This is a genomic window from Pantoea piersonii (genome assembly GCF_003612015.1).
Lineage (GTDB): Bacteria > Pseudomonadota > Gammaproteobacteria > Enterobacterales > Enterobacteriaceae > Pantoea > Pantoea piersonii.
Window position 1 is genome coordinate 1,021,799 of sequence record NZ_RARB01000001.1, and the last position, 24,127, is coordinate 1,045,925.

The 24,127-nt window shown below is 58.2% G+C and carries 26 protein-coding genes and 1 pseudogene; 25 read left to right on the forward strand and 2 right to left on the reverse strand.

The genetic code is table 11. The features are described from left to right. Positions 1-16: 16 nt before the first annotated feature. A pseudogene (gene pqqU / locus D7S44_RS04890) lies at positions 17-2,125 on the reverse strand (TonB-dependent receptor PqqU). A 265-nt stretch (positions 2,126-2,390) separates the two neighbouring features. On the opposite strand from pqqU, the gene D7S44_RS04895 reads away from it, so the two are divergent. The 20 genes from D7S44_RS04895 to D7S44_RS04990 all read left to right on the forward strand — a co-directional run bounded on the left by D7S44_RS04895 (position 2,391) and on the right by D7S44_RS04990 (position 18,820). After that, entirely contained in the window at positions 2,391-3,254 is an 864-nt protein-coding gene (locus D7S44_RS04895; RefSeq protein ID WP_120452528.1) for an NAD(P)-dependent oxidoreductase, read from the forward strand. Between the two features lie 173 nt (positions 3,255-3,427). Continuing rightward, a complete protein-coding gene (locus D7S44_RS04900; protein ID WP_120452529.1) occupies positions 3,428-4,360 on the forward strand; it encodes an ABC transporter substrate-binding protein in 933 nt (310 codons plus the stop codon). A gap of 129 nt (positions 4,361-4,489) precedes the next feature. Continuing rightward, positions 4,490-4,693 (forward strand): hypothetical protein, encoded by a 204-nt coding sequence (locus D7S44_RS04905; RefSeq protein WP_120452531.1) that lies wholly within the window; start codon positions 4,490-4,492, stop codon positions 4,691-4,693. A 9-nt stretch (positions 4,694-4,702) separates the two neighbouring features. Continuing rightward, on the forward strand, positions 4,703-5,485 hold the full coding sequence (locus D7S44_RS04910; protein ID WP_120452533.1) for a hypothetical protein: 783 nt from the start codon (positions 4,703-4,705) through the stop codon (positions 5,483-5,485). An 84-nt stretch (positions 5,486-5,569) separates the two neighbouring features. Further along, positions 5,570-6,589, forward strand: coding sequence for a dipeptidase (locus tag D7S44_RS04915; protein ID WP_120452534.1), 1,020 nt, complete (start codon positions 5,570-5,572; stop codon positions 6,587-6,589). A 148-nt stretch (positions 6,590-6,737) separates the two neighbouring features. Next, complete coding sequence (gene pqqA / locus D7S44_RS04920; protein WP_010617686.1) at positions 6,738-6,809, forward strand: pyrroloquinoline quinone precursor peptide PqqA; 72 nt, start codon at positions 6,738-6,740, stop codon at positions 6,807-6,809. 52 nt (positions 6,810-6,861) lie between these two features. Then, positions 6,862-7,779, forward strand: coding sequence for a pyrroloquinoline quinone biosynthesis protein PqqB (gene pqqB / locus D7S44_RS04925; protein WP_120452536.1), 918 nt, complete (start codon positions 6,862-6,864; stop codon positions 7,777-7,779). A gap of 3 nt (positions 7,780-7,782) precedes the next feature. Next, on the forward strand, positions 7,783-8,538 hold the full coding sequence (gene pqqC / locus D7S44_RS04930; protein WP_120452537.1) for a pyrroloquinoline-quinone synthase PqqC: 756 nt from the start codon (positions 7,783-7,785) through the stop codon (positions 8,536-8,538). 4 nt (positions 8,539-8,542) lie between these two features. Further along, positions 8,543-8,821, forward strand: coding sequence for a pyrroloquinoline quinone biosynthesis peptide chaperone PqqD (pqqD, locus tag D7S44_RS04935; protein ID WP_120452539.1), 279 nt, complete (start codon positions 8,543-8,545; stop codon positions 8,819-8,821). Beyond that, the gene (gene pqqE / locus D7S44_RS04940; RefSeq protein ID WP_120452541.1) at positions 8,808-9,950 is read left to right on the forward strand and encodes a pyrroloquinoline quinone biosynthesis protein PqqE; all 1,143 of its coding nucleotides are present in this window, start codon (positions 8,808-8,810) and stop codon (positions 9,948-9,950) included. The genes pqqD and pqqE overlap by 14 nt, the downstream gene beginning before the upstream one ends. 2 nt (positions 9,951-9,952) lie before the next feature. After that, positions 9,953-12,247, forward strand: a complete 2,295-nt coding sequence (gene pqqF, locus D7S44_RS04945; protein WP_158591216.1) for a pyrroloquinoline quinone biosynthesis protein PqqF — start codon at positions 9,953-9,955, stop codon at positions 12,245-12,247. A 116-nt stretch (positions 12,248-12,363) separates the two neighbouring features. After that, positions 12,364-12,948 (forward strand): YceI family protein, encoded by a 585-nt coding sequence (locus D7S44_RS04950; RefSeq protein ID WP_120452545.1) that lies wholly within the window; start codon positions 12,364-12,366, stop codon positions 12,946-12,948. Between the two features lie 474 nt (positions 12,949-13,422). After that, a complete protein-coding gene (locus tag D7S44_RS04955) occupies positions 13,423-14,403 on the forward strand; it encodes a 6-phosphofructokinase (protein WP_120452547.1) in 981 nt (326 codons plus the stop codon). Between the two features lie 10 nt (positions 14,404-14,413). Continuing rightward, the gene (locus tag D7S44_RS04960; RefSeq protein ID WP_120452549.1) at positions 14,414-14,728 is read left to right on the forward strand and encodes a PTS sugar transporter subunit IIB; all 315 of its coding nucleotides are present in this window, start codon (positions 14,414-14,416) and stop codon (positions 14,726-14,728) included. Then, the gene (locus D7S44_RS04965) at positions 14,721-16,088 is read left to right on the forward strand and encodes a PTS sugar transporter subunit IIC (protein WP_120452551.1); all 1,368 of its coding nucleotides are present in this window, start codon (positions 14,721-14,723) and stop codon (positions 16,086-16,088) included. Before D7S44_RS04960 ends, D7S44_RS04965 begins: the two co-directional genes overlap by 8 nt. After that, positions 16,075-16,917, forward strand: coding sequence for a class II fructose-bisphosphate aldolase (locus D7S44_RS04970; RefSeq protein WP_120452552.1), 843 nt, complete (start codon positions 16,075-16,077; stop codon positions 16,915-16,917). The genes D7S44_RS04965 and D7S44_RS04970 overlap by 14 nt, the downstream gene beginning before the upstream one ends. Positions 16,918-16,975: 58 nt before the next feature. Next, a complete protein-coding gene (locus D7S44_RS04975; RefSeq protein ID WP_120452554.1) occupies positions 16,976-17,245 on the forward strand; it encodes a hypothetical protein in 270 nt (89 codons plus the stop codon). A 9-nt stretch (positions 17,246-17,254) separates the two neighbouring features. Further along, positions 17,255-17,692: a PTS sugar transporter subunit IIA gene (locus tag D7S44_RS04980; RefSeq protein ID WP_120452556.1), complete on the forward strand. Its 438-nt coding sequence runs from the start codon at positions 17,255-17,257 to the stop codon at positions 17,690-17,692. Then, positions 17,689-18,285 carry a P-loop nucleotide/nucleoside kinase family protein gene (locus D7S44_RS04985; protein ID WP_120452557.1) on the forward strand — a complete coding sequence of 199 codons (597 nt, stop codon included), beginning with the start codon at positions 17,689-17,691 and terminating at the stop codon, positions 18,283-18,285. Before D7S44_RS04980 ends, D7S44_RS04985 begins: the two co-directional genes overlap by 4 nt. A gap of 106 nt (positions 18,286-18,391) precedes the next feature. Then, positions 18,392-18,820: a thiol-disulfide oxidoreductase DCC family protein gene (locus D7S44_RS04990; protein ID WP_120452559.1), complete on the forward strand. Its 429-nt coding sequence runs from the start codon at positions 18,392-18,394 to the stop codon at positions 18,818-18,820. 5 nt (positions 18,821-18,825) lie between these two features. Here D7S44_RS04990 and D7S44_RS04995 read toward each other — a convergent pair whose 3' ends face one another. Continuing rightward, a complete protein-coding gene (locus tag D7S44_RS04995) occupies positions 18,826-19,155 on the reverse strand; it encodes a cupin domain-containing protein (protein ID WP_120452561.1) in 330 nt (109 codons plus the stop codon). Between the two features lie 138 nt (positions 19,156-19,293). On the opposite strand from D7S44_RS04995, the gene D7S44_RS05000 reads away from it, so the two are divergent. The 5 genes from D7S44_RS05000 to D7S44_RS05020 all read left to right on the forward strand — a co-directional run bounded on the left by D7S44_RS05000 (position 19,294) and on the right by D7S44_RS05020 (position 24,057). Further along, positions 19,294-19,932, forward strand: a complete 639-nt coding sequence (locus tag D7S44_RS05000; protein WP_120452562.1) for an RpiB/LacA/LacB family sugar-phosphate isomerase — start codon at positions 19,294-19,296, stop codon at positions 19,930-19,932. 240 nt (positions 19,933-20,172) lie between these two features. Beyond that, positions 20,173-21,000: an MBL fold metallo-hydrolase gene (locus tag D7S44_RS05005; protein ID WP_120452564.1), complete on the forward strand. Its 828-nt coding sequence runs from the start codon at positions 20,173-20,175 to the stop codon at positions 20,998-21,000. A gap of 100 nt (positions 21,001-21,100) precedes the next feature. Beyond that, complete coding sequence (locus D7S44_RS05010; protein ID WP_120452566.1) at positions 21,101-22,216, forward strand: ABC transporter substrate-binding protein; 1,116 nt, start codon at positions 21,101-21,103, stop codon at positions 22,214-22,216. A 128-nt stretch (positions 22,217-22,344) separates the two neighbouring features. Then, positions 22,345-22,752, forward strand: a complete 408-nt coding sequence (locus D7S44_RS05015) for a DUF2231 domain-containing protein (protein ID WP_120452568.1) — start codon at positions 22,345-22,347, stop codon at positions 22,750-22,752. Between the two features lie 12 nt (positions 22,753-22,764). Beyond that, positions 22,765-24,057, forward strand: a complete 1,293-nt coding sequence (locus D7S44_RS05020; RefSeq protein ID WP_120452569.1) for a PQQ-dependent sugar dehydrogenase — start codon at positions 22,765-22,767, stop codon at positions 24,055-24,057. Positions 24,058-24,127: the final 70 nt, after the last annotated feature.

Sequence of the window (24,127 nt, forward strand, 5' to 3'; positions counted from 1 at the left end):
GCCAGGGCGATATTCCTTACTGAAACGCGTAGCTCACCGTCAGCCCGACGCTGTAATTGCGTCCCGGCGCCGGTTCGAAATAGCGTCCATTGCCTTCGTTAACGATAACGGAACCGACATAGTTTCGGTCGAACAGGTTATCGACGCGACCGAAGAGATCCAGCGTCCAGTTCTGCACCAGCCATTTATAGCCGCTGTTGAGCGCCGCGACGGTATAGGAGGGCGCCTTCACCTCGTTCTGGTCATCGGCGGCGATATTGCTCATATAGCGCATCTCCGCGCCCGCGTAAAAGCCCTGTTCCGGCGCATACTCAAGACCGGTATAGAGCATATTGCGCGCAATGCCGGGGATGCGTTTGCCGTCGCAGCTCTCATCGCCGCATGCGTTGCTGCGATAGCGCGCGTCGAGCAGCGTCTAGGCCGCCTTCACTCGCCAGTCTGCGGCGAACTGCTGATCCACGCCCAGCTCCAGACCGCGCCGACGGGTCTCTCCGGCATTCTTATAGGTTGTGCGGCCGCCGCTGCTGGTGTCGGTGACGATTTCGTTTTTGGTATCGGTCTGGAACAGCGCAGCGGTGATCAGGCCGTTGCCGATGCGTTTTTTCGTCCCCAGTTCCACCGTATCGCTGGTCGCCGGTTTCAGTCCGGTATTAAGGCCGGTTTCGCCATCGGCGCGATAGGAGAGCTCGTTAATGGTCGGCGTTTCAAAGCCGCGACCCGCGGAGAGATAGGCGTTCCAGCTGTTGTCGATAGCGTACTTGAGCGATGCGGCGGGCAGCCATTTGTGATAGCGCGCGTCACCGCTGTCATCGCCGTTGCTGGAGGTAATGTAATAGTCGTTGGAATCAAAGTTTACCGTGCTGTAGCGCAGCCCGGCGTCCAGCGACCATTTATCGGTGAGCTGCCAGGCGGTCTGCAGGTAGGGATCCAGATTCCACATCAGGTTGCGTTCGTTGCGGCGAATATCGCCTTTTACGCCGTAGTCGGTCGCGTTGAAGTTCTCAAAACCTTTGCGGCGCTCGGTCATGGTTTCATAGTCGAGTCCGCCGGTCAGCGTTACCGGCACGCTGAACAGGGTGTCGCGATGCGTCCAGCGCGTGTCGATGCCCTGATAGTGGCGCGTCAGGTCGATGACGCCGCCTGGATGTTTAGGGTTGAGCTGCACGCTTTTCGGGATCGACTGATACTGGGTCGTTTCGCGGATCCCGGCGTACATCATGACGCTGAGATCGTCGTTTTCACTCATCTGACGCTGGTAGTGCAGGCCGCCCTGGGTCTGATCCACGGTTTTGCGCGTGTTATAGAGCGTTACGTTGTTGACCACCTGGCGCGGATTCGCGCGCCACTGATCCGGCGTCAGGCCGCCAGGATCCTGCGCGTCGATATGTACGCTGTTAAACAACAGCGTCAGGCTGCTGACGTCGTCGATGCGAACGCCCAGCTTCGCGTTGCCGAGGTTCTTCTGCGCCGCGCTGTGGTCGCGGTAGCCGTGGGTGGTGAAACGCGAGGCAGAAACGGTGTAGTTGACGTCGCCCGCATGGGTGCCGTCGCCGGTAGCGCCGCTCGCTTTGACGCTGTTGCGCCAGCTGCCGTAGCTGCCGTACCAGCTGCTCGCTTCCAGCGTCGGTGGCTGCTGGCCTGTCTGGGTCTCGACGTTGATCACGCCGCCCGAGGCGTTGCCGTAGAGCGCGGAAAAGGGGCCGCGCAGCACTTCGATATGGTCAATGGAGCCAATATCGATATTGGAAGTTTGTCCCTGTCCGTCGGGCATGGTGGCGGGAATGCCGTCCACGTACATGCGCAGCCCGCGCACGCCGTAGGTAGAGCGCGAACCAAAACCGCGCACCGAAAGCTGCAGATCCTGGGCGTAATTCTGGCGGTTCTGGATTTGCAGCCCCGGCACGCTGCCGAGATTTTCCGACAGGTTAACGCGCGGCGCGGCCTGACGCATATCTTCGCCGCTCACCACGCTGACGGCGGCGGGCGTATCAAGTTCAGAGAGGCCGGTTTGCGCCGGCGCGGCGCTGACGACCATCGTACTGCCGGTATTGTCAGCCGCCAGCAGGGGCAGCGGCAGTATGGCAGGCAACAGCACGCTGACCTGACGCAGTGATGCAATTTTCATGAGTGAAAGACCGTAATAAAGAGATGAAATGAACCAAATGGAACATTAGGCGCGTATGTTAAGGCTTTTTACGATTATTTGAAAAGCGTAAATAATAAGGTGGTTTTATGCGAAATTCAGCGTCGAAAAATGTTTTCCCAGGCTGGATTTTTGCTGACTTTCCCTTCAGTCTTAAATGTTTACTTTCCAGAATGCGTTAATGATAACGCCCATCCGGGCGCAGCGCCGCAAACATCTGTCTGTCACGACAACCAGAGGAGTCAGTATGAGTCAACAACCTGCAGTCGCCGTATTAGGTTTAGGGGCCATGGGGCATGCCTTCGCCGCCAACCTGCTGAAAAAAGGATTTACCGTGTATGGCTGGAACCGTACGCGGGCGCGCGGCGACGATCTGGTCGCGTCCGGGCTGAAGCTGAGCGACAGGCCGGAAGAGGCGGTGCGCGACGCAGATGTGGTTATTGCCATGCTCGCCGACGGCGAGACCACGGAAAAGACGCTGCACCAGGTTAAAGACGCGCTGAAGCAGGGGGCGACTATCGCGCAGATGGGCACCATCGGCGTCGAGAAAACCGATGCCCTGATCGCCTGGTGCGCCGGGCAGCGTCCGGACGTGCTCTTTATCGACGCGCCCGTCTCCGGCACCAAAGCGCCTGCTGAAAATGCGCAGATCCTGGTGATGGCCAGCGGCGACCAGTCGCGCGCGCAGGCAGCGGAAGCGGTTTTCGCCGCTATCGGCAAAGGCACCCAGTGGCTGGGCGAGGCGGGAAAATCGTCACGCATGAAGCTGGTGGTCAACAGCTGGCTGATCGGTCTGATGCAGAGCCTGGCGGAGAGCACGCGCCTGGCGGAGGAGTTCGGCTTCACCACCGAGGATCTGTGGAACGTGCTGGATGGCGGTCCGCTGGCAGCTCCTTACGCTAAAGTGAAACTCGCCATGATCGCCAGCGAAGATTTTACCCCGCAGATGCATCTGGTCTGGGCGCTGAAAGACGCGAAGCTGGCGTTAGAGGCGAAGGGCGACGCAAAACTGCCGGCGCTGGAGCATATCGCCGAACTGTGGCAGCAGGCGGTTGACGCGGGCTACGGCGAAAAAGATCTGGCGTCGATCCATCATTATCTGAAGGCGTAACCCGTGACGGCGCGTCTGGCGCGACAGAGGTAAAAAAGGCGCGCGCCAGGGTGACAACCGCTGGTGCAAAAGCCTCAGCCTTATGCGTCCGGCGGCTAACCTCATGCGGAATCGGCATCGGCGATTTTCAACGTTCGCTTTACTCTGGATGTTTTGCGCCGGGAGGAAGCCGCATGAAATATCACACCCTTTATATCGCGCTGGCGCTGGCCACCGCGACGTCTGCACAGGCCGTCACGCTGCGCATCGCCGATCAAAAGGGTAATATGCGCGCTGAGATGGCGTCAGCGCATCAGCTCGACCATCTGAACTACACCATAGAGTGGGCGGAGTTTCCCGCCGCCGCGCCGCTGGCGGAAGCGCTCAACGCGGGCGCGGTTGACGCCGGCATTATCGGCGACGCGCCGCTGCTCTTCTCGCTAGCTGCCGGTTCGCAAGTGAAAGCGGTTGCGGTAAGCAAATCGGTGCCCGCCGGGCTGGCGGTGCTGGTGCGTCCCGATTCACCGATTAAAACGGCCGCCGATCTGAAAGGGAAAAGCATCGCCACCGGACGCGGCTCCATCGGCCACCTGCAGGCGCTAAAAACGCTTGAGCAGGCCGGGTTAAGCGATAAAGAGGTTGTCTGGCGCTTTTTACAACCTGCCGATGCGCGTATCGCGCTCTCTAACGGCTCGGTAGACGCCTGGGCAACCTGGGATCCCTATACCGCGCTGGCGGAAGTCACGCAGACGGGCCGCGTACTGGTAAACGGCGTGGGGCTGGCTACCGGCAACAGCTTCCTGGCCGCCACCGACGCCGCCCTCAATGAGGGCGATAAACGCGCCGCGCTGCAGGATTACGTCAATCGGCTGGCGGCGGCGGACCGCTGGGCCAACAGCCACGTCAGCGACTACGCGCAGACGCTGGCGAAGATTATCGGCTTCCCGCCCGCCGCAGCGGAAAAATCGTTCTCCCGTCGCCAGTCACACTGGCAAAGCATCGACGACAATACGGTGCAACAGCAGCAGGAGACCGCGGACTTCTACCATAAATATGGTCTGCTCCCGAAAACGCTTGATGTGAAACCCACATTTTATCGCGGCCTGACGGTAGCGCAGGGCGGTTAAAGCAGGATGCGGTTGCGCGGCAGCACAAAACAGCGTAGAAAGCTGAACAAGGAATGTTCGTTGCGTCTGGCGTATACTCAACAGAGCGCAACCGCACACATCAGCGCGATGTAAAGGCGAGGAGGTAAAATGAACAGGCTGCAAAAGTTAATAGGCAAGTGGTTCGCCGAGCCAGATAAGTTTATGCGCGGATTAACCAATGAAGATCTGCGTTACTCCGATCAGGACAAACTTATCCTCGACGTTAACGGTAATGCCCGACTGAATATGAATAACCCCGACGTGGGCAGAGCGATGCGCGCGCGTATGGAAGAGCTGGCGCAAAAACGTTAAGGGCGCGCGATGGGACCGCTGGTCATTATGGTCGTGCTGGTCTGCGGCTACTGGTATACGGAAAACCATTACCCTTCGCGCACGCGTCAGGCCCGCTCAAGCGGCTGGATCGCCTATTTTTACGTGGCGATGCACGGCGCGAAATTCGCGCTTCAGGGCTTTTTTGGCGTGGCGCTTATCTATGTCGCGCTGTTCCTTCTGAGTCTGCTCCTCTCTGTTCCTCATCTCTTTTCCCCCGATTACGCCGTCCGGGATTACTACTCCTGGCTGACCCGCACCACGCTGATGAATTATCCGCTCTTTTTCGAGCTGGGTCTGGCGCTCGCCTGCCTGCGCGCCTGGCGAGCGGGCGAGGCGGCGCGACGAGCGATGCGGGACGGGAAAAGCAGCATGGCGGAATACCGTAAAGTCGCCAGAGAAGATGGCATGGAGTCGCTGCTACTGCAGGCGATAGAAGAGGAGAGGCTGGTATTCGTGACGCTGAAATCGCGCAAGGTTTATATTGGCTATGTCGCCGCGCCGCGCATCGAACATACGCAAACGCAGCATCTGGCGCTTATCCCCTATATCAGCGGCTACCGCGACAAAGAGACGCTGCGCTTCTGCGAACAGCATCGCTATTACGAACTTTACCTGGCGCAGAATATCACTCCCGATTCCGAACCGCTGAACCTGCAGCACTTCCGTCACCTTATTCCCATGGCGGAGGTCGAGGCGGTTTCGCTGTTCGATGTCGCCACCTATAAAATTTTCGATCGCTTCTCTGTTACGCCGCCGCCAGCGTCGGAGTAACCATTCGTGCCCTCTGGTTTGGCGTTTATCCTGCGGGCGCGTAACATAGCCTGATGTCGAGTTTTTTAAGCGCTTATTTCTCCGATGTTAACTTTTGATGGCCATAACGATCTGCTGCTCAATCTGTGGCTGAATCATCGTGATGCGCCGGTCGACGCCTTCTTTAACGGTATTGAACGCGGCCACCTCGATTTTCCGCGCATGCAGCAGGGCGGCTTTTTCGGCGGCCTGTTCGCGATCTTTGTGCCGCCTCAGGCCTATATCGCCCAGACGACGCCGCACCTTGCCGATACGCCTTATCAGCCGCTGGAGATCATGTGGCAGCAGCTGGCTATTCTGCAGCAGATCGCCAGTCAGTCGCAGGGGCGCGCGCGCCTGTGCCGCAGCGCCGCCGATATTGCCGCCTGCCGCGCCGAGGGCGTGCTGGCGCTGGTGGCCCATATCGAAGGCGCGGATGCGCTGGATGAAGAGGGCGAACAGCTGCAGGCATTTTACGACGCGGGCGTACGCAGCATCGGTCCTTTCTGGAACCTGTCTAACCGCTTCGGCGTCGGCGTTACCGGCGCGTTTCCCGGCTCGCCGGACAGCGGACCGGGCCTTACCGATGCTGGTAAAGCACTGATTAAGCAGGCTAACGCGCTCAATATGCTGATCGACGTATCGCATATGAACGAAAAAGCGTTCTGGGACACCGCCGCGCTCTCTGACTCGCCGCTGGTCGCCACCCACTCCAACGCCCATGCGCTCTGCGCCCAGCCGCGAAACCTCACCGATGCGCAGCTAATCGCCATTCGCGACAGCGGCGGCATGGTCGGCATTAACTTCGGCAACGCGTTTCTGCGCGCCGACGGCAAACGCGACGGCGACACGCCGCTGGGCGAAATCGTCAGGCATTATGAACGGCTCATAATGATAATGGGCAGCGATCATGTCGGATTTGGTTCCGATTTTGACGGCATCTCCACGCCAGAGGCGCTAAAAGATGTGTCAGGGCTGCCGCGACTGTTCGCAGCATTTCGCGATGCGGGCTATGATCAGGATCGGCTGGAGAAGCTCGCCTCGGCCAACTGGCAACGCGTGCTGCAGGCGATCTGGCGAGGTTGATTCATTTCCATAACATTTGCGGGTTGATCTCGCTGCGCCGTTAGCGCACCATCAGCCGGCTCAAAATTGCGTGCATAATCATTTGATTGTTTACGTAATGATACCTGACGGGTATCGCTTTGTTCATTCACCTTAGAGGAAGACTATTATGTGGAAAAAACCTGAATTTGTTGATTTACGTCTCGGTCTGGAAGTAACGCTGTACATCTCCAACCGTTAATATTTATGCCCGCCAGCTGCGCGGGCATTTTGTTTCAACACCGGGTTTCCCTATGTATATCAAAGTCCTTGGCTCCGCCGCCGGCGGCGGCTTTCCTCAGTGGAACTGCAACTGCGCCAACTGTCAGGGCGTGCGCAACGGTACGATTCAGGCCAGCGCGCGTACCCAGTCCTCAATTATTCTCAGCGACGACGGCGAAAACTGGGTGTTATGCAACGCCTCGCCGGATATCAGCCAGCAGATCGCTCATACGCCGGAACTGATAAAAAAGGGCGTGCTGCGCGGCACCGCCATCGGCGCCATTATACTTACCGACAGCCAGATCGATCACACTACCGGTCTGCTTAGCCTGCGCGAAGGCTGCCCGCATCAGGTGTGGTGCACGCCAGAAGTGCATGCCGATCTCACCAGCGGCTTTCCCGTCTTCACCATGCTGAAACACTGGAACGGCGGGCTACAGCATCGTCCGATCGCGCGGCTGGAGCCTTTCAGCGTCGATGTTTGTCCCGATCTGCGCTTTACCGCTATCCCGATCCTCAGCAACGCGCCGCCTTATTCTCCCTACCGCGACCGCCCGCTGCCGGGGCACAACGTGGCGCTGTTTGTTGAAAATATCGCCACTAAACAGACGCTGCTCTATGCGCCGGGCCTCGGCGAGCCGGACGCGGTGATTATGCCCTGGCTGCAGAAGGCGGACTGCCTGCTGATCGACGGCACCGTCTGGAAAGATGACGAGCTGCAGACGACCGGCGTTGGCACCAATACCGGCAAGGCGATGGGCCATCTGGCGCTCTCCGACGAGCAGGGGCTGATGGCGCTGCTCGCCTCGCTGCCGGCGAAACGCAAAATTCTTATTCACATTAACAACACCAATCCGATCCTTAACGAGCAGTCGCCGCAGCGTCAGTTCCTGACGCAGCAGGGCATAGAAGTAAGCTGGGACGGCATGGCGATTCATCTTCAGGAGTGAGTGATGCAGATAACCGAGACGCTGACGCCGCAGGCGTTTGAACAGGCGCTGCGCGATAAAGGCGCGTATTACCATATTCATCATCCTTACCATATCGCGATGCACAACGGCGACGCGACGCGCGAGCAGATCCAGGGCTGGGTGGCAAACCGCTTCTACTACCAGACCAGCATCCCGCTGAAGGATGCGGCGATCATGGCGAACTGCCCCGATCCCGCAACGCGCCGCAAGTGGGTGCAGCGTATTCTCGATCACGACGGCAGCAACGGCCACGACGGCGGCATTGAAGCCTGGCTGCGGCTGGGCGAAGCGGTAGGGTTAACGCGCGAGGAGTTGCTGTCGGAGCGCCATGTGCTGCCGGGCGTACGCTTCGCCGTCGACGCCTATGTTAACTTCGCGCGCCGCGCCAACTGGCAGGAAGCGGCCTGCAGCTCGCTGACCGAGCTGTTCGCGCCGCAGATCCATCAGTCGCGTCTCGACAGCTGGCCGCAGCACTATCCCTGGATCAAGGAAGAGGGCTACTTCTATTTTCGCAGCCGTCTGAGCCAGGCGAACCGCGATGTTGAGCACGGCCTGGCGCTGGCGCTTGAGTTCTGCGATACGGTAGAGAAGCAGAACCGGATGCTGGAGATCCTGCAGTTCAAGCTCGATATTCTCTGGACCATGCTGGACGCCATGACCATGGCCTACGCGCTGAATCGTCCGCCTTACCATACGGTCACCGATAAGGCGGCCTGGCACACTACACGACTGGTATAACCCCATGAATGAAAACTCCATCCCCGCGTTTCGCCGCGGCTATCGTATGCAGTGGGAAGCCGCGCAGGAGAGCCATGTGGTGCTCTATCCGGAAGGCATGGCGAAGCTGAATGAAACGGCTGCCGCCATTCTGGAACGGGTAAACGGAAAAGAGAGTGTGGCCGCTATTATCGCCGACCTCGACGCGCGCTTCCCGGAAGCGGGCGGCGTCGGCGAAGACGTCAAAGAGTTTCTGCGCGCGGCGCATGAACAAAAGTGGATAATATTTCGTGACCCAGAATAAACCTGCCGTCAATCCGCCGCTCTGGTTGCTGGCGGAGCTGACTTACCGCTGTCCGCTGCAGTGTCCTTACTGCTCGAATCCGCTCGACTTCGCCCAGCAGGAGAAAGAGCTGACCACGGCGCAGTGGATTGAGGTGTTTCGCCAGGCGCGCGCCATGGGCAGCGTCCAGCTCGGTTTTTCGGGCGGCGAACCCCTGACGCGTAAAGATCTGCCGGAGCTGATCCGCGCGGCACGCGATCTCGGTTTCTATACCAACCTGATTACTTCCGGCATCGGCCTGACCGAGAAGAAGCTGGACGCGTTCGCCGAGGCGGGCCTGGACCATATCCAGATCAGCTTCCAGGCCAGCGACGAGACGCTAAACGCCGCGCTGGCGGGGTCGAAAAAGGCGTTTCAGCAAAAGCTCGAGATGGCGCGAGCGGTAAAGAAACATGGCTATCCGATGGTGCTGAACTTTGTGTTACACCGTCACAATATCGATCAGATCGACAAGATTATCGACCTCTGCATCGAGCTGGAAGCGGACGACGTAGAGCTGGCCACCTGCCAGTTCTACGGCTGGGCGCAGCTGAATCGTCAGGGCCTGCTGCCGACGCGCGAGCAGATCGCGCAGGCGGAAGCAGTCGTCAGCCGCTACCGCGAACGCATGAGCGGCACTGGCAACCTGACCAATCTGCTGTTTGTGACGCCGGACTATTATGAAGAGCGTCCCAAACCCTGCATGGGGGGCTGGGGCGCGATCTTCCTCAGCGTCACGCCGGAAGGCACCGCACTGCCGTGCCACAGCGCGCGCCAGCTGCCGGTGGCGTTTCCGTCGGTGCTGGAACAGTCGCTGGAGGATATCTGGTATCGCTCTTTCGGCTTTAACCGCTACCGCGGCTTCGACTGGATGCCTGAACCCTGCCGCTCATGCGATGAGAAAGAGAAAGACTTTGGCGGCTGTCGCTGTCAGGCCTTCATGCTGACCGGCAATGCCGACAACGCCGATCCGGTGTGCAGCAAGTCGCCGCACCACGACGTGATCCTTGAGGCGAGGCGCGAGGCGGCGTGCAGCGATGTGAAGATAGGGCAGCTGCAGTTCCGCAACCGTGCCAATTCGCAGCTTATCTATAAAACCCGGACCTTTTGATTGTGCTGAATATCCGTCAGCTGCAGCTGAACGGCCTGCGCGTGACGCTGATCCATCAGCCCGACGCGCGCAAGGCCGCCGCGCTGGCACAGGTTGCGGCGGGTAGTCATGACGAACCCGAGGCCTGGCCTGGTCTGGCGCACCTGCTGGAGCATCTGCTGTTCAGCGACAGCGCCCGGTTTCAGGGCGACGCGCGGCTGATGCCCTGGGTGCAGGCTGCGGGCGGGCGGGTCAACGCCACCACGCTGACGCGCAGCAGCGCCTGGTTTTTCGAGGTCGAGGCGAGCCTGCTGGCCGAAGGCGTAGCGCGTCTGACGGATATGCTGGCCGCGCCGCAGTTTACCCCTGACGCGATCGCGCAGGAGACGGCGGTCATTGATGCTGAGTATCGGCTGATCCAGCAGCATACGCCCTCCAGACGGGAAGCCGCGCTGAATACGCGCGTCAGCGCGCCATCTGCATTTCAGCGCTTTCATATCGGCAGCCGTGACGCTTTTGGCGAAGATGTCGGGGCGCTTAAGCAGGCGCTGCATCAGTTTCATCGGCGCTTCTTTCAGGCGGGTCAGACGCAGCTATGGCTGCAGGGGCCGCAGACGCTGGAGGAACTGGAGCAGCTGGCGCAAAACTTTGCCCGGCAACTGCCGTCGGGGAGAGCGGAGCCACGGACAGACACGATTCATTTTGTCAGGGAGGCGGATATTGCGCTGGCCACCCAGGGCGCAGGGGAGCTGCACATCACCACCTCTCTGCGCGGCGATACAGCCGCAATACGTGACAACGTCACATTAATGCGCGAATTTTTACAGGATGAGGCGCCAGGCGGCGCGATGTACGGCCTGCGCCAGCAGGCGTGGGCGCAGCAGCTTGAATTTACCTGGCTTAGCCTGGAGAACGCAGGCGGCTGGCTGGCGCTGCAGTTCGAAACGGCGCGGCCAGAGGCGATCTGCGCCTGGTATCCGCAGGCGCTGCGCGCGCTGGCGCAGACCTCCCAGGCGCAGCAGCACCACTATCTGCGGCTGGCGCAGCAGCGTTTCGCCGCGCTTACGCCGCTCGATCAGCTGCGCGAGCGGGCGTTCGGGTTTGCGCCGCCCGCCCATACGTCAGGTTTTATCCCGCTGCTGCGTCAGCTGATGAACGCGCCGCAGGCAAGGCTCTGGAGCTCGCCCGCGGTGCAGGGAGAAGCGGTGGAGACGCAGGGGTTTATCCTTGCGCTGCAACCCTGGACGCCCGACCCCTTTAACGGCGCGCTGCCGACGCTGCGCTTTCATCCCCAGGCGACGCACGCCCCACATCTGACGCCGCCCGCCGCCCGCGCGCCGCTGCTGCACCTGGCGCCGGGCAAAGAGCCGGTCACGCTGATGCTGCGGCCCCCTTTTTTCACCACGCTTAGCCGTACGGCGGCCGTTGCTATTGACCGCCGCCTGCGTCCGCTTTTCGCGCTGCTGCGCCATCAGGGCGGCAGGGGAAGCTGGCAAGAGATCCAGGGCGTCTGGCAGCTGGAGGCGCAATTGCCGCCGGAGAGCGAAGCGTGGCTGGCGTCGCTGCCAGACGCCTTGCATCAAAGAGAAAGCCTGAACGCTGAGCCATTGTCGGACGATGTGGCGATCCGCGAGCTGCTGCGACGGCTGCCACAGGCTGTGGCGAGCGCTGCGCCTGCGAAGGGCTGGCGCGCGGCGCTGTATGGCGGCTCGCCGCAGCAGTATGGCCTTATCGCAAGGTGGCTCTCGCCGCTGACGGGGACGACTGACGATAAAGCCGCAGAGCCGGTGCAGGGCAACCGGCTGACCGTGAAACATCACAGTCGCGACGGCGCGCTGTTGCTGTTTCTGCCTTGTCCGCGAGAGATATCGCTGGCGGCGCTGCGCGCGCTGGCGCTGCTGATGGAGCCGCGTTTTTTCCAGCGTATGCGCGTCGAACAGCAGATCGGCTACGTCGTCAGCTGCCGCTATCATCGCTGCGTCGACCGCGACGGTATTCTCTTTGCTTTGCAGTCGCCGCAGATCATGCCCGATGCGCTGCTGGAGCAGTGTCATCTTTTTTTACAGCAGCTGCAGATACCTGATGACGCGGAGACGCTGGAGACGTTGCGCTCGCGCCTTGAGGCGCAGCTTAACGCCGCGCCGGACGCCACGAGCGCGTTGCAGTCCGGGCTACGCCAGGCGCACGGGCTGCGCGACCTTGACAGGGACTCAACAGAGGCACTTACGCTGGCGCAGCTGCATCAGGCACAGGCACAGCTTCTCAGCCAGTGGCACCACGGCGTTGTGGTGGCGACGCATTGCGCGGGTTCGCAATAGTCACGCCAGGATATTGCTGAATTTATTTGAAAATTAAGACCAAAACTCTTCACTATATCTGCACGAGCGTTTCGGAGACACTCAAAGGGATTCGGCTGTTTTAAAAGGAACCCTAAGTGAAAAATATCAAACGTCTTGCGCTGCCGCTGCTGGCTGCCACCGCTCTCTACGTCCCGCTGTCACAGGCGGCCGCTCAGCAGTACGAGCTTAATCCGGAACATACTTCTGTTATCGTTACCTGGACCCATTTTGGCTTTTCCCATCCCACCGCTGACATCCCTGACAGTAAAGGCACGCTGGTGTTTGACAGTGCAAACCCAACGGCTTCTCGCGTTGACGTTACGCTGCCAGTTAGCCACATCGACAGCCATGTTCCTGCGCTGACGAAAGAGTTTAAAGGCGCGGAGTATTTTGATACCGCGAAATACCCGACCGCAACCTTCCACAGCACCAAAGTGGTCGCGAAGGGCGATAACAAATTCGACGTGGAAGGCAACCTGACGCTGAAGGGCATCACTAAACCGGTCACGCTGCACGCTACCCTGAACAAACAGGGCGAGCATCCGATGGTGAAAAAGCAGGCTATCGGCTTTGACGCCACCGGCACCATCAAGCGTTCCGACTTTAAGCTGGATAAATATGTGCCAGCCGTTGCCGACGACGTAACGCTGACTATTTCAACTGAAGCCTACGCGAAATAATGTCAGGCCTCTCTCTTTACACAAGAGAGAGGTTATTTCCCGCCTTACTCTGCCTTATCAGTTAACCGCCTCTTCTCTCTGTACTACCGGCGCTAAAATCTTTTCTCTGCTGCAGAGTAATTTCACCAGAAATTATCACCCCTTGTATAAATTAAGGTCTAAATAAGCGAATGCGCTTTAAAAATGAGGTGGAAATCACAATTCTGCATCATGGTGAAAAGCGTGAACTTCGCTGAATGCACACCACTGAAAAGACAGGCCGCTTTTTATCTCAACTTAATGAATAATAGCCAAAAAAAGAGATTTATTTCTTTTTTGCCACTGTGACCAGCCTCTCAAATATTGCCTCCATACGGAGCATGTCAAGCCTGATCCTCGCTCCGTCTCTGCTCAGTTTGTGATATTCGTTGCAAATTTAAAAGGCGCCCACCGGAACAATAACCTCAGAGCGGATTAAGCGGGGAGGTTTTTATAATGAGAATTGGCATGGTGATAAGCGGAGGTGATGTCGCCGGAATTAATAATTTTATCTTCCAGGTGGCGCGACTGGCGCAGGCGGAGATGGTGTTATTTAACGGCGGCATTGCGGGTCTGCTTAACAATTATCATCAGGAGATCGCCTGGCGTGACCTGGTTGATTATTCCGTCGCCTCCATTCCTTTAATGCAGTCCGGCAGAACCGAAAAGAAATTAGTACGCAGCGAATATGAGCAAATAGCCAGGCAGCTTAAAGCGCTGCGCGTGGAAATAGTCATTATGGCGGGCGGCGATGGTTCACTACAGTTTTTGCATACGCTGAGCGAATTCGGCGTTAACTGTTTCGGCGTCGGCATGACTATCGACAACGATGTTTTCGGCAGCGATTACACCATCGGTTTTTCCACCGCCTGCGAGCAGGTATTAAAAGAGGTGGCGAAGCTGCGCAATACCGGCAGAGCGCTCGCCGGGCGCGTTTTTATGGCGGAGCTACTGGGCGGTTTCTGCGGCGAGCTGACGCTACGCTCGGCGATTAAAAGCAACGCCGACTTCGCGCTGATCCCGGAATGCCAGATCCCGGTGCCGCAGCTGGCAGAACGTATCCGGGCGCGGCTGGAGCGGCAGAACAGCGTGGTGATCCTTTGCTCGGAGGGCTACACGCGCGAATATTCGCCTGGCTTTCAGGGCGCAATCGACACCCTGATCAAACAGCTGGAGCCGCTGACGGGCGTGCGCATTCGTAAAACGATTATTGGTTACGGTCTGCGTAACGGCGATCCCACCTGCGAGGAGATTTATCAGGGCGCCATTATGGCGGAGGAAGTGGTGCGTTGTATTCAGTCGGGCATGCGGAATAAAGCGGTCATTATTAATGGCAGCAATAAACCTATCCCGATTGATTTAATGAGCATGAAAAAACGCCTTGTCGATACTGAAGGGCATTATTACAAACTCGCTAAACAACTGAATATAATCTGAGGAGATAGCCATGCTTAAGATCTTATGTGTCTGCGGCTGCGGACTGGGTTCCAGTTTCGCCATCGAAATGAGCGCAAAGGCGGTATTAAAGAAGCTGGAAATTGAAGCCGACATCGATCACACCACCATATCGGAAGCGAATGCCTTTAAATCCGATATTATTTTAACGCAAAAAGCCTTTGCCGACGTATTAAACGCCGACGCCAGCCCGGAAGAGATGAAGCGCGTTATTGTGCTTAACCGGCTTACCGATAAAGGCGAAATTGAAGAAAAGATCCTGGCGTTTTTAAAAGAACACAATGTAAAGGTCGCGAATCATGAATAGCGTGATTAATTTCCTGGTCAGGGATCTGTTAGGGCAGGCATCTATTCTGATCGCCTTTATTGCGCTGATCGGTCTGCTGCTGCAGCGTAAATCAGCGGGTAAAGTGGTGGAAGGCACCTTTAAAACGCTGCTGGGATTTTTAATAATGATGGCCGGCATCAATATTATTGTCGGCGCGTTAACCTTCCTGAATACCATATTTACCCACGGCTTCGGCATGCAGGGCTATATCACCGATGTGGCCGCGATTGCCGGACTGGCTAACCGCGAGCTGGGATCGGAAGTGGCACTGACGCTGCTGGTGATCTTTATCGTGAATATCATCATCGCGCGCATTACGCCCTTTAAATATATTTTCCTGACCGGGCAGGCGCTGCTGTGGATGGCCACTATCGGCACGGTGATCGGTTATAAAGCCGGACTGACCGGACTTCCGCTGATCCTTACCGGCGGCATTTTCGGCGGCATTATGGCGGTTGTGATGCCTGCGCTGGCGCAGCCGGTGGTACGACGTATCACCGACTCTGACGATATCGCGCTCGGCCATTTCTGTACTATCGGCTACCTGGTGCAGGCGGCGGTGGCGAAAGTGGTCGGCAAAGGCTCGCGATCTACGGAAGATCTCAAGCTGCCGGACAACTTCAAATTCCTGCAGGATACCTATCTGGCGATGGGCATCGTGATGGTGCCGATGTATCTCATCCCGGCGCTGGCCGCCGGACCCGCTTTTATCGCCTCTTACAGCAACGGCATGAACTACCTGATGTATGCCTTTATGCAGGCGATGCAGTTTGTCGCCGGGGTGTTTGTGCTCTATAGCGGTGTGCGGCTGCTGCTCAATGAACTGGTGCCGGCGTTTCGCGGCATCGCGATGCGGCTTGTGCCGAACGCCAGGCCCGCGCTCGACTGTCCGGTGCTGTTTCCCTATGCGCCCAACGCCGTGATTGTCGGCTTTCTCGCCACTACGCTCGGTTCGATCATCGGCATGATCGTCTTCCCCATGTTTGGCCTGGCGATGATCCTGCCCGGTCTGCTCACCAATTTCTTCGCCGGCGGCGCGGCTGGCGTGTTCGGCAATGCGCTCGGCGGTCGTCGCGGCGCGATGATCGGCGGCGTAGTGCATGGGCTGTTTATCACCTTTCTGCCCGCCATTCTGGTGCCGATGCTGGAAAGCTACGGTTTCACCGGCGTCACCTTCAGCGATGCTGACGTCATCAGCACCGGCCTGGTGTTAGGCCACGCCTTCCAGGGCAACTGGCTGTTCGTCGCGCTGTTCGTGCTCTTTATTACCCTGATCGCCTGGTTTGTTAACGGAAAATCCACTAAGCCCCGTGAGGAAAATATCCATGAGTCTGTATAACTTTATCGATCTGCTGCAGGTGGCTAAACAACGCGAGTTTAAAGCGCTTGGCTCATTTAATTTGCACTGCTTGGAAATGCTGCCCGCGTTTTTTAAGGCGGCGGAAAAGACCAACAGCCCTTTAATGATCCAGATTTCGACCGGCACCGCGAAATATTTAGGCTACCGGCTGCTGGTGGACGCTATTTGTTCGCTGTCGGCCAGTAAAAATGTGCCGACCTGTCTGCACCTCGATCACTGTTCAGATTTAGCGGCGATTCAGACCGCCATTGACGCCGGGTTCAGTTCGGTGATGTATGACGGCTCGCATCTGCCGATTGACGAAAATATTGCGAATACGCGTCGCGTTATTGATATGGCGCGCCCGCGCAACGTGTCAGTAGAGGCGGAGCTTGGCGCAATAGGCGGCTCGGAGGATGGCAAAGTAGTGGCGCTGGAGGAGATCGCCTTTACGCCTGTAGAAGACGCCAGACGCTTTGTGAATGAAACTGGCGTCGATATGCTGGCTATCTCCATCGGCACCGTTCACGGCCTCTATACCGGCAAAGCGCATATCCAGCATCAGCGGCTGGCGGAGATCACCCAGGCGACCGGCACGCCGCTGGTGCTGCACGGCGGTACCGGCGTCAGCGATGAAGATATGCGGCTGGCGGTGCGCAACGGCATCGAAAAGGTCAATGTCGGCACTGAAATGAACGTGCAGTGGGTGGCGCGTTGCAAGCAGACGTTTGAAAAAGGCAAAGTGAACGACAGCGTGCGAAACTTTCTCGTTCCGGCGAATGACGCCGTGACGGATGTGTTAGTCGAGAAGATCCAGCTGTTCCGTTAATTTCTTTTCTCCACCATGAAAATACCATTGCCCGGCGCGATTCGGGGCAGGAGAGGCTATGTTTGGATTTATGAAAAAGTCCACGCCAGATAAAAGCGTGGATGAGGCGGAAATTAATCGGCAAGCCAGCGAAGTAAACAGAGAAATAAGCGGGCTGGAACAGCGGCTGGAGATAAATTCCCGCGACGGCGAAGCGCAAAAGCAATTAATGCAGGCCTATAACCGGGCGCTGAGCTTATTTGCCAAAAGTAAACACCACCGCACTGAAATGGATGCGCTGTTCGTCAAAATGGATACGCTGCGCAATATTATGCGCAAGTCGATCTGAGGAGACCTGATGAGTATTAAACAGGTATTACAGGAGGCCAACGCCATTCAGGTCGGCGTCAGGGCGAGCGACTGGCAACAGGTGATTACGCTGGCGGCGCAGCCGCTGGTGCGCGGCGGCTATGTAAAAGCCTCCTATCCCGAAGCGGTTATCGCTAATACGCTGAGGCATGGCGCTTACTATGTGTTTGAAGAGGGGATTGCCATTCCTCACGCGCGGCCGGAGAGCGGCGTGGTTAAAGATTGCTTTAGCCTGCTCCTGTTACAGGAGCCGATCGCGTTTGATGGCAGCGATAAAGCGGATATCGTCATTATGTTCGGCGCGCGCGACAGCAACGCGCATATCGAAGAGGGCATCCGCGCCATTATCTCGCTGCTGGATAATGCGGAAACGCTGGCGCGCTTACGCCAGGCAAACAGCGTGGCGGAGGTGATGGATATCTTATGACGCTCGCAACCCAACCCAAACAGGTGGTGCTGGTAAATGGCATTCCCGCCTCCGGCAAAAGCACGCTGACCCTGGCGCTTGCCGCGCGGCTGAGCCTGCCGGTGCTGACGCTCGACAGCATAAAAGAGCCCTTTATGGCGAGCTTCGCGCCGGTGGATCGCCAGCGCAATCGCCAGCTGGGCTGCGCCGCCTATCAGGCGATATGGAAAATCGTTGGGCAGGCGCCGCCAGGGTGCGTCTACCTGATTGACGCCTGGTTCGGCTTTCAGCCGAAAAGCGTACTGGAAGAGGGGCTGGCGAGCGCGGGCGTCAGCCGGGCGCTGGAGCTGTGGATGGCGATATCTCCGGACGAAGCGGCAGCGCGCTACCAGGCGCGGCTGTCGAACCGGATGCCAGGCCATCCCGGCGCGGAATATCTGCCGGAGCTGCGGCGGCTGGCGGAGCAGGCGAAGCCGATGGCGGCGGGCCCGATATATCAGCTTGACGCCAGCATGCCGGATACGGAAGGCGCCGAACGGTGGCTGAAGCAGCAATTACTGCCGCCGCGCATAACCTCTTTCGCCTCCGATAACGTCCTGTATAGGCAGGGCTAAACCGAAACCGGCCTCAGGGTCGGTTATTTTATCCCCGCCTGCCGCTTGACGTCTGCGCAATTAATGACCGTACTTAATTAATAAATTGTCATTAAAGGAGAGCTCTATGTCACTGCCACCCTTCCTCAAGCCAGGCGAAAAGGTCGTGCTCTATGACGGCATCTGCAAACTTTGCAATGGCTGGGTCAAGTTCCTGCTACGCAGGAAGCTCTCTCATCGCATTCGCTTTGCCGCTGTTCAGAGTGAAGAGGGCAAGGCGCTGCTGCGCTTTGCCGGGCTGCCGGATGAAAACATACGCACTATCGTACTGATCGACGGCGACCGTCACTGGATCCGCGCCCAGGCGATTTTGCGCGTTATGCGACTGATGCCTTTTCCCTGGGGGCTGATCTCGCTGCTGAGGTTCATTATTCCTGGCTTTATCAGCAACTATTTCTACAACCGCATTGCCGTCAACCGCTACCGGCTCTTTGGCTGCTACGAGGCGCAGCTTCCGGTAACCGCCGATTATCCGGGACGCTTTTTGCATCCCTGAGATCGTTATCCCGGCGTCAGGAACTCTTCACGCTGCGGGGTAAAGGTATCCAGTAGCGTGCCTGCCTCAAGGCAGACACAGCCGTGTTCGACGTTCGGAGCTTTATAGAGCGTGTCGCCCGCACCGACCTCCTGAGTGACGCCAGCGATAGTAAAGGCGAAGCGACCGCTCAAAACAAAGGTCAGCTGCTCATGGGGGTGATGATGCAGCGGCCCCACCGCGCCCCGTTCAAAGGTGACCTCCACTGCCATCATGGCTCCGCCGTGCGCCAGCACGCGGCGCGTTACGCCATTGCCTAAATCTTCCGGCTGCGTCTGCGATCGGTATACAAACATATGCGCTCCTCATTCAGGTCAGGTTGCTGCCTGCCGTTTTTGTGACTCTCATCACGGCACGGCGTACGATTAACGCATGCACTTTAGCCGCTTTTGATTAAAATGAAACGGTGTTTCATAAATAATTAAGGGCAGATCATGAAAATCGCATTAATGATGGAAAACAGCCAGGCGGCTAAAAACGCTGTTGTGCGCAAGGAGCTGGAAAATGTGGCACAGCCGCTGGGCCATCAGGTCTTTAACGTTGGCATGAGCGACGAGCAGGATCACCATCTGACCTATATTCACCTCGGTATCATGGCCAGCGTGCTGCTGAACAGCAAGGCGGTCGATTTTGTTGTCGCCGGCTGCGGTACCGGGCAGGGCGCGCTGATCTCTCTTAATCTGCATCCGGGCGTGGTCTGCGGCTACTGTATCGATCCGGCGGACGCCTACCTGTTTGCCCAGATCAACAACGGCAATGCGCTGGCACTGCCGTTCGCCAAAGGCTTCGGCTGGGGCGCGGAGCTTAACCTGCGCTTTATTTTTGAAAAAGCCTTCACCGGTGAAAAAGGGCTGGGCTATCCGCCAGAGCGGAAAGAGCCGCAGGTGCGCAACGCCGGTATCCTCAATCAGGTCAAAGCGGCGATGCTGAAAGAGAACTATCTCGATACGCTGCGCGCGCTGGATCCAGAACTGGTGCGCACTGCGCTCAGCGGCCCCCGTCTGCAACACTGCCTGTTCGAACACGGCCAGGTGGCGGAAATCGCCGATTTCGTGCGTCAGATGGCGCAGTAACGCTTTTGCTGGCGTGCGGTGTCCACCGCGCGCCTCTCTCTTTCCTCCGAACCTCCTCTCCAGCGCCGCGCCTTTTTTATCCCGCTCCTGGCGCGTGTGAATGCGCACGCAATGAAGAATTTACCCAGTCGATTGTGCCGCTCACGCTTGCAGATGCGGCAGAGCTGACCATTATTGTTTATTAACCCGTTCATCATTAACCAGCTTTTGACCGACAGGGCGAAAGGCAAGGAGGAAGAAATGCGCGTTCATCACCTTAACTGCGGCTGTATGTGTCCCTTTGGCGGCGCGCTCTATGACGGATTCAGCCGCTCGCCGATGGCGCACCTCAGCTGCCATTGTCTGCTGCTGGAGACAGACGCGCACGGGCTGGTGCTGGTGGACACCGGCTTTGGCCTGCAGGATATGGCGCGTCCCGGCCATCGTCTGTCAGGTTTTTTTCGGCTGTTTAACAATATTCAGTTCGACCGCAAACTCAGCGCATGGCAGCAGGTTGTCGATCTCGGTTTTAAACCAGAGGATGTACGCCATATTATCCTGACGCATCTCGATTTCGACCATGCGGGCGGCATCAGCGACTTTCCCCACGCACGCGTGCATCTGCTGCAGCGGGAGCTGGATACGGCGCCAGTGCGGCAGAGCTGGCTGCAGCGGCAGCGTTTTCGTCCGCAGCAGTGGGGCAATCACAGCGGCTGGCGCGGCTATGCTACCGGCGGCGAGCGCTGGTTCGGCTTTGATGCGGTGAGGGCGCTCGACGATCTTAACGACGAAGTACTGCTGGTGCCGCTGCCCGGCCACACGCTGGGGCATGCGGGCGTCGCGGTGCGCCAGGGCGACGGCTGGCTGCTGCACGGCGGCGACGCCTGGTTTTACCGCGAGGAGATGCGCCAGCCGGAGCGTCACTGCACGCCCGGCCTGCGTTTCTACCAGTGGATGATGTGCAGCGATCGCGAAGCCTGGCGCACTAATCAACAGCGGCTACGCGCGCTCTCCCTGCAACCCGACGCGAAGGTGACGCTGTTCTGCAGCCACGATCGACGCGAGCTGGGCCTGCTCGACGGCCGTTGACAACATTTTTTCTCCGCCTCTTCTCCTTTAACCCATTTTGCGTGATAGTAACGGTGCTTTACACAAATAATTATCATTATCATTTGTATGGGTTAGTTGAATGAAAAAATGGATGTTAGCGCTGGGATTGTTATGCATAACGGGAACGGCTGCGGCCAAAACTATTACTGACGTGGCGGGCCGTCAGGTTGAGGTCGCCGCCGAGTCGAAACGTATTATCTTAGGCGAGGGGCGACAGATCTATCTGCTGGCGGCGTTCGATACCGATGCGCCGTTTCAACGCGTGGTGGGGTGGCGCGACGACTTTCACAAAGCGGACTGGGATGGCTATCGGGCCTATGAAGCGCGTTATCCGCAAATTAAGAGGCTGCCGACTTTCGGCGGCGCGAAAGACGGCACCTTTAACGTCGAACAGGCGCTGACCCTGAAGCCCGATCTGGTGCTGATGAACCTGGAGTCGAGAGCGGCGACTGATGAAGGGAAGCTGATTGAGAAGCTGCGGGCGGTTGGCGTTCCGGTCGTCTTTATCGACTTTCGCGAAGCGCCGATGGTTAACGCGGAAAAAAGCATTCGCATTATGGGCGAACTGCTGAATAAACCCGAACGCGCGCAGGCGATTATCGATTTTCGCCACCAGCAGATCGAACGCGTAACCGCGCGGCTTCAGGATTTTCACGGCACGCGCCCGAAAGTGATGATTGACCGCGCAGGCGGCTATACCGATGAGTGCTGCATGTCATTCGGCAATGAAAACTTCGGCCAGATGGTGGAGATCGCGGGCGGGAACAATATAGCGAAGGAGTTGATCCCCGGCACCTTCGGCACGCTTAATCCGGAGCAGATTATCGCCAGCCGTCCCGACGTCGTGGTGGTAACCGGCGCTAACTGGAAGAATTACAATACCGTCGGCAAATGGGTTGGCGTTGGGCCGGGCGCCGACACGAAGGAAGCCGAAGCGCGCCTGCGCGCCTTGATGATGCGCGACGCCTTTAAAACCCTGCCGGTCGTGCATAACGGGCACGCGCACGCTATCTGGCATCAGTTCTATGACAGTCCTTATCAGTTCGTCGCCATTCAGGCGCTGGCGAAGTGGCTGCATCCCGATCTCTTTGCCGATCTCGATCCGGACGCCACGTTCCGCGAATTTCACGAGAAGTTTTTACCCCTGCCTTATCAGCCGGGCTACTGGGTAACGCTGCCCGCCGACAAGCGCTGAGGCCCATGCTGCGGCAGGGACGCCGCATCATCTCCTGAATCTTTCCGTCATCTTTCTTCATATTTACTAATATTTTACAGGCGCGGCGCGTTTTACGCGCTCTATCGCTCAATGACATGGAGATGATAATGACCAGAACCTCGGGACGATCGGCTTTCGCCGTGGCGCTTTACACGCTGTTCGAACCTGTGCCGCTCGGCTTTTTCGTGGCGGCATGGATCTTCGACATTATTTACCTTAACAGTTTCGTCGTGGAGTGGACGCACGCCGCCAGCTGGCTGATCGCCATCGGGCTGGTCATCGCCATTGTTCCGCGTCTTATCGCCCTGATTGACCTCTTTCGCGGCAGCAGTCGCGCGGAGAAGGTGCATTTCTGGATCACTCTGCTGGCGATAGCGCTGGCGATTGTGAACGCCTTTGTTCACAGCCGCGACGCTTACGCCGTGGTGCCGTCCGGCGTAACGCTGTCGACGCTTGTGGTGGCGCTGATGCTGATCGCCAACGTTCAACTTGCGCTGCGTCAGCGCACAGCTTAAGGAGAAGCATCGATGAAAAAGCAAACGCTTATCGCTATGGCGCTGACCGCGCTTCTCGCTGGCTGCGACAGCGGCGCGCAGCTCGATCCGCAGAAGCAGACGGGGCCGAACCCGGAACTGCCGGAAGCGAAGAACTTCTTTATGCCGCCGATGCAGGTGCCGGAAGGGGTGCCGTGGAAGCAGGGCGAAATGCCGAAGGTCGCGCAGGGACTGAAGATTGAGAAGATCGCCGAAAATCTCAAACATCCGCGCCAGGTGCTGACGCTGCCGAACGGTGACGTGCTGGTGGCGGAGGCAAACGGTCCGGCCAAACCTACCACGCGGCCCAAACAGCTGATCATGGGCATCGTGCAGAAAGCCTCTGGGAAAGGCGGTGAGGGCGGCAACCGCATCACGCTGCTGCGCAACGTGAACGGCAAATGGGAGCAGCACACCTTTATTGAAAATCTCTTTTCGCCCTTCGGCATGCAGCTCATCGGCAATACGCTGTATGTCGCCAATGCCGATAGCCTGGTGAAATTCCCTTATCAGGAGGGCGAAACCGAGATCCGCACCCCGCCGCAGCTGGTTACCGATCTTCCGGGCGGTCCCATTAACCACCACTGGACTAAATCGCTGGTCGCCAGCCCCGACGGCAGCAAGCTCTATGTCGGTATCGGCTCCAACAGCAATATTACCGAGAACGGCATCGGTGCCGAATACCATCGCGCCGCCGTGCTGGAAGTGGACGCTGCGACCGGCGCGAGTCGCCTTTACGCCACCGGGCTGCGTAACCCGACCGGCCTGCAGTGGGAGCCGCAGAGCAACCGTCTGTGGGCTATTGTCAACGAGCGCGACGAAATCGGCTCCGACCTGGTGCCGGACTATATGACCGCCGTGCAGGAGAACGGGTTTTACGGCTGGCCTTACAGCTATTTCGGTCAGCATGTGGATACGCGCGCACAGCCGCAGCGTCCCGATCTGGTCGCGAAAGCGATCAAGCCGGACTATGCGCTCAGCTCGCACGTCGCGCCGCTGGGTCTGCTCTTCTATCAGGCGGACAATATGCCGCAGTATCGCGGCGGTGCCTTCGTCAGCGAGCATGGCAGCTGGAACCGCACGCCGCTTAACGGCTATCAGGTGGTGTGGGTGAAATTTGAAAATGGCAAACCGGTCGGCATGCCGCAGCCGGTCGTAACCGGGTTTCTTACCGACGATCAGAAGCAGGTAAGGGGCTTGCCGGTAGGACTGGCAGCCGATCGTCAGGGCGGGCTGTTAATTGCGGATGACGCCGGCAATACGGTGTGGCGCGTTAGCGCGAAGTAATAAATCGCAGGCATAAAAAAAGGATTTGGCGTCATGGCCAAATCCTTTCTTTTTTTGTTCGCTTAACGGC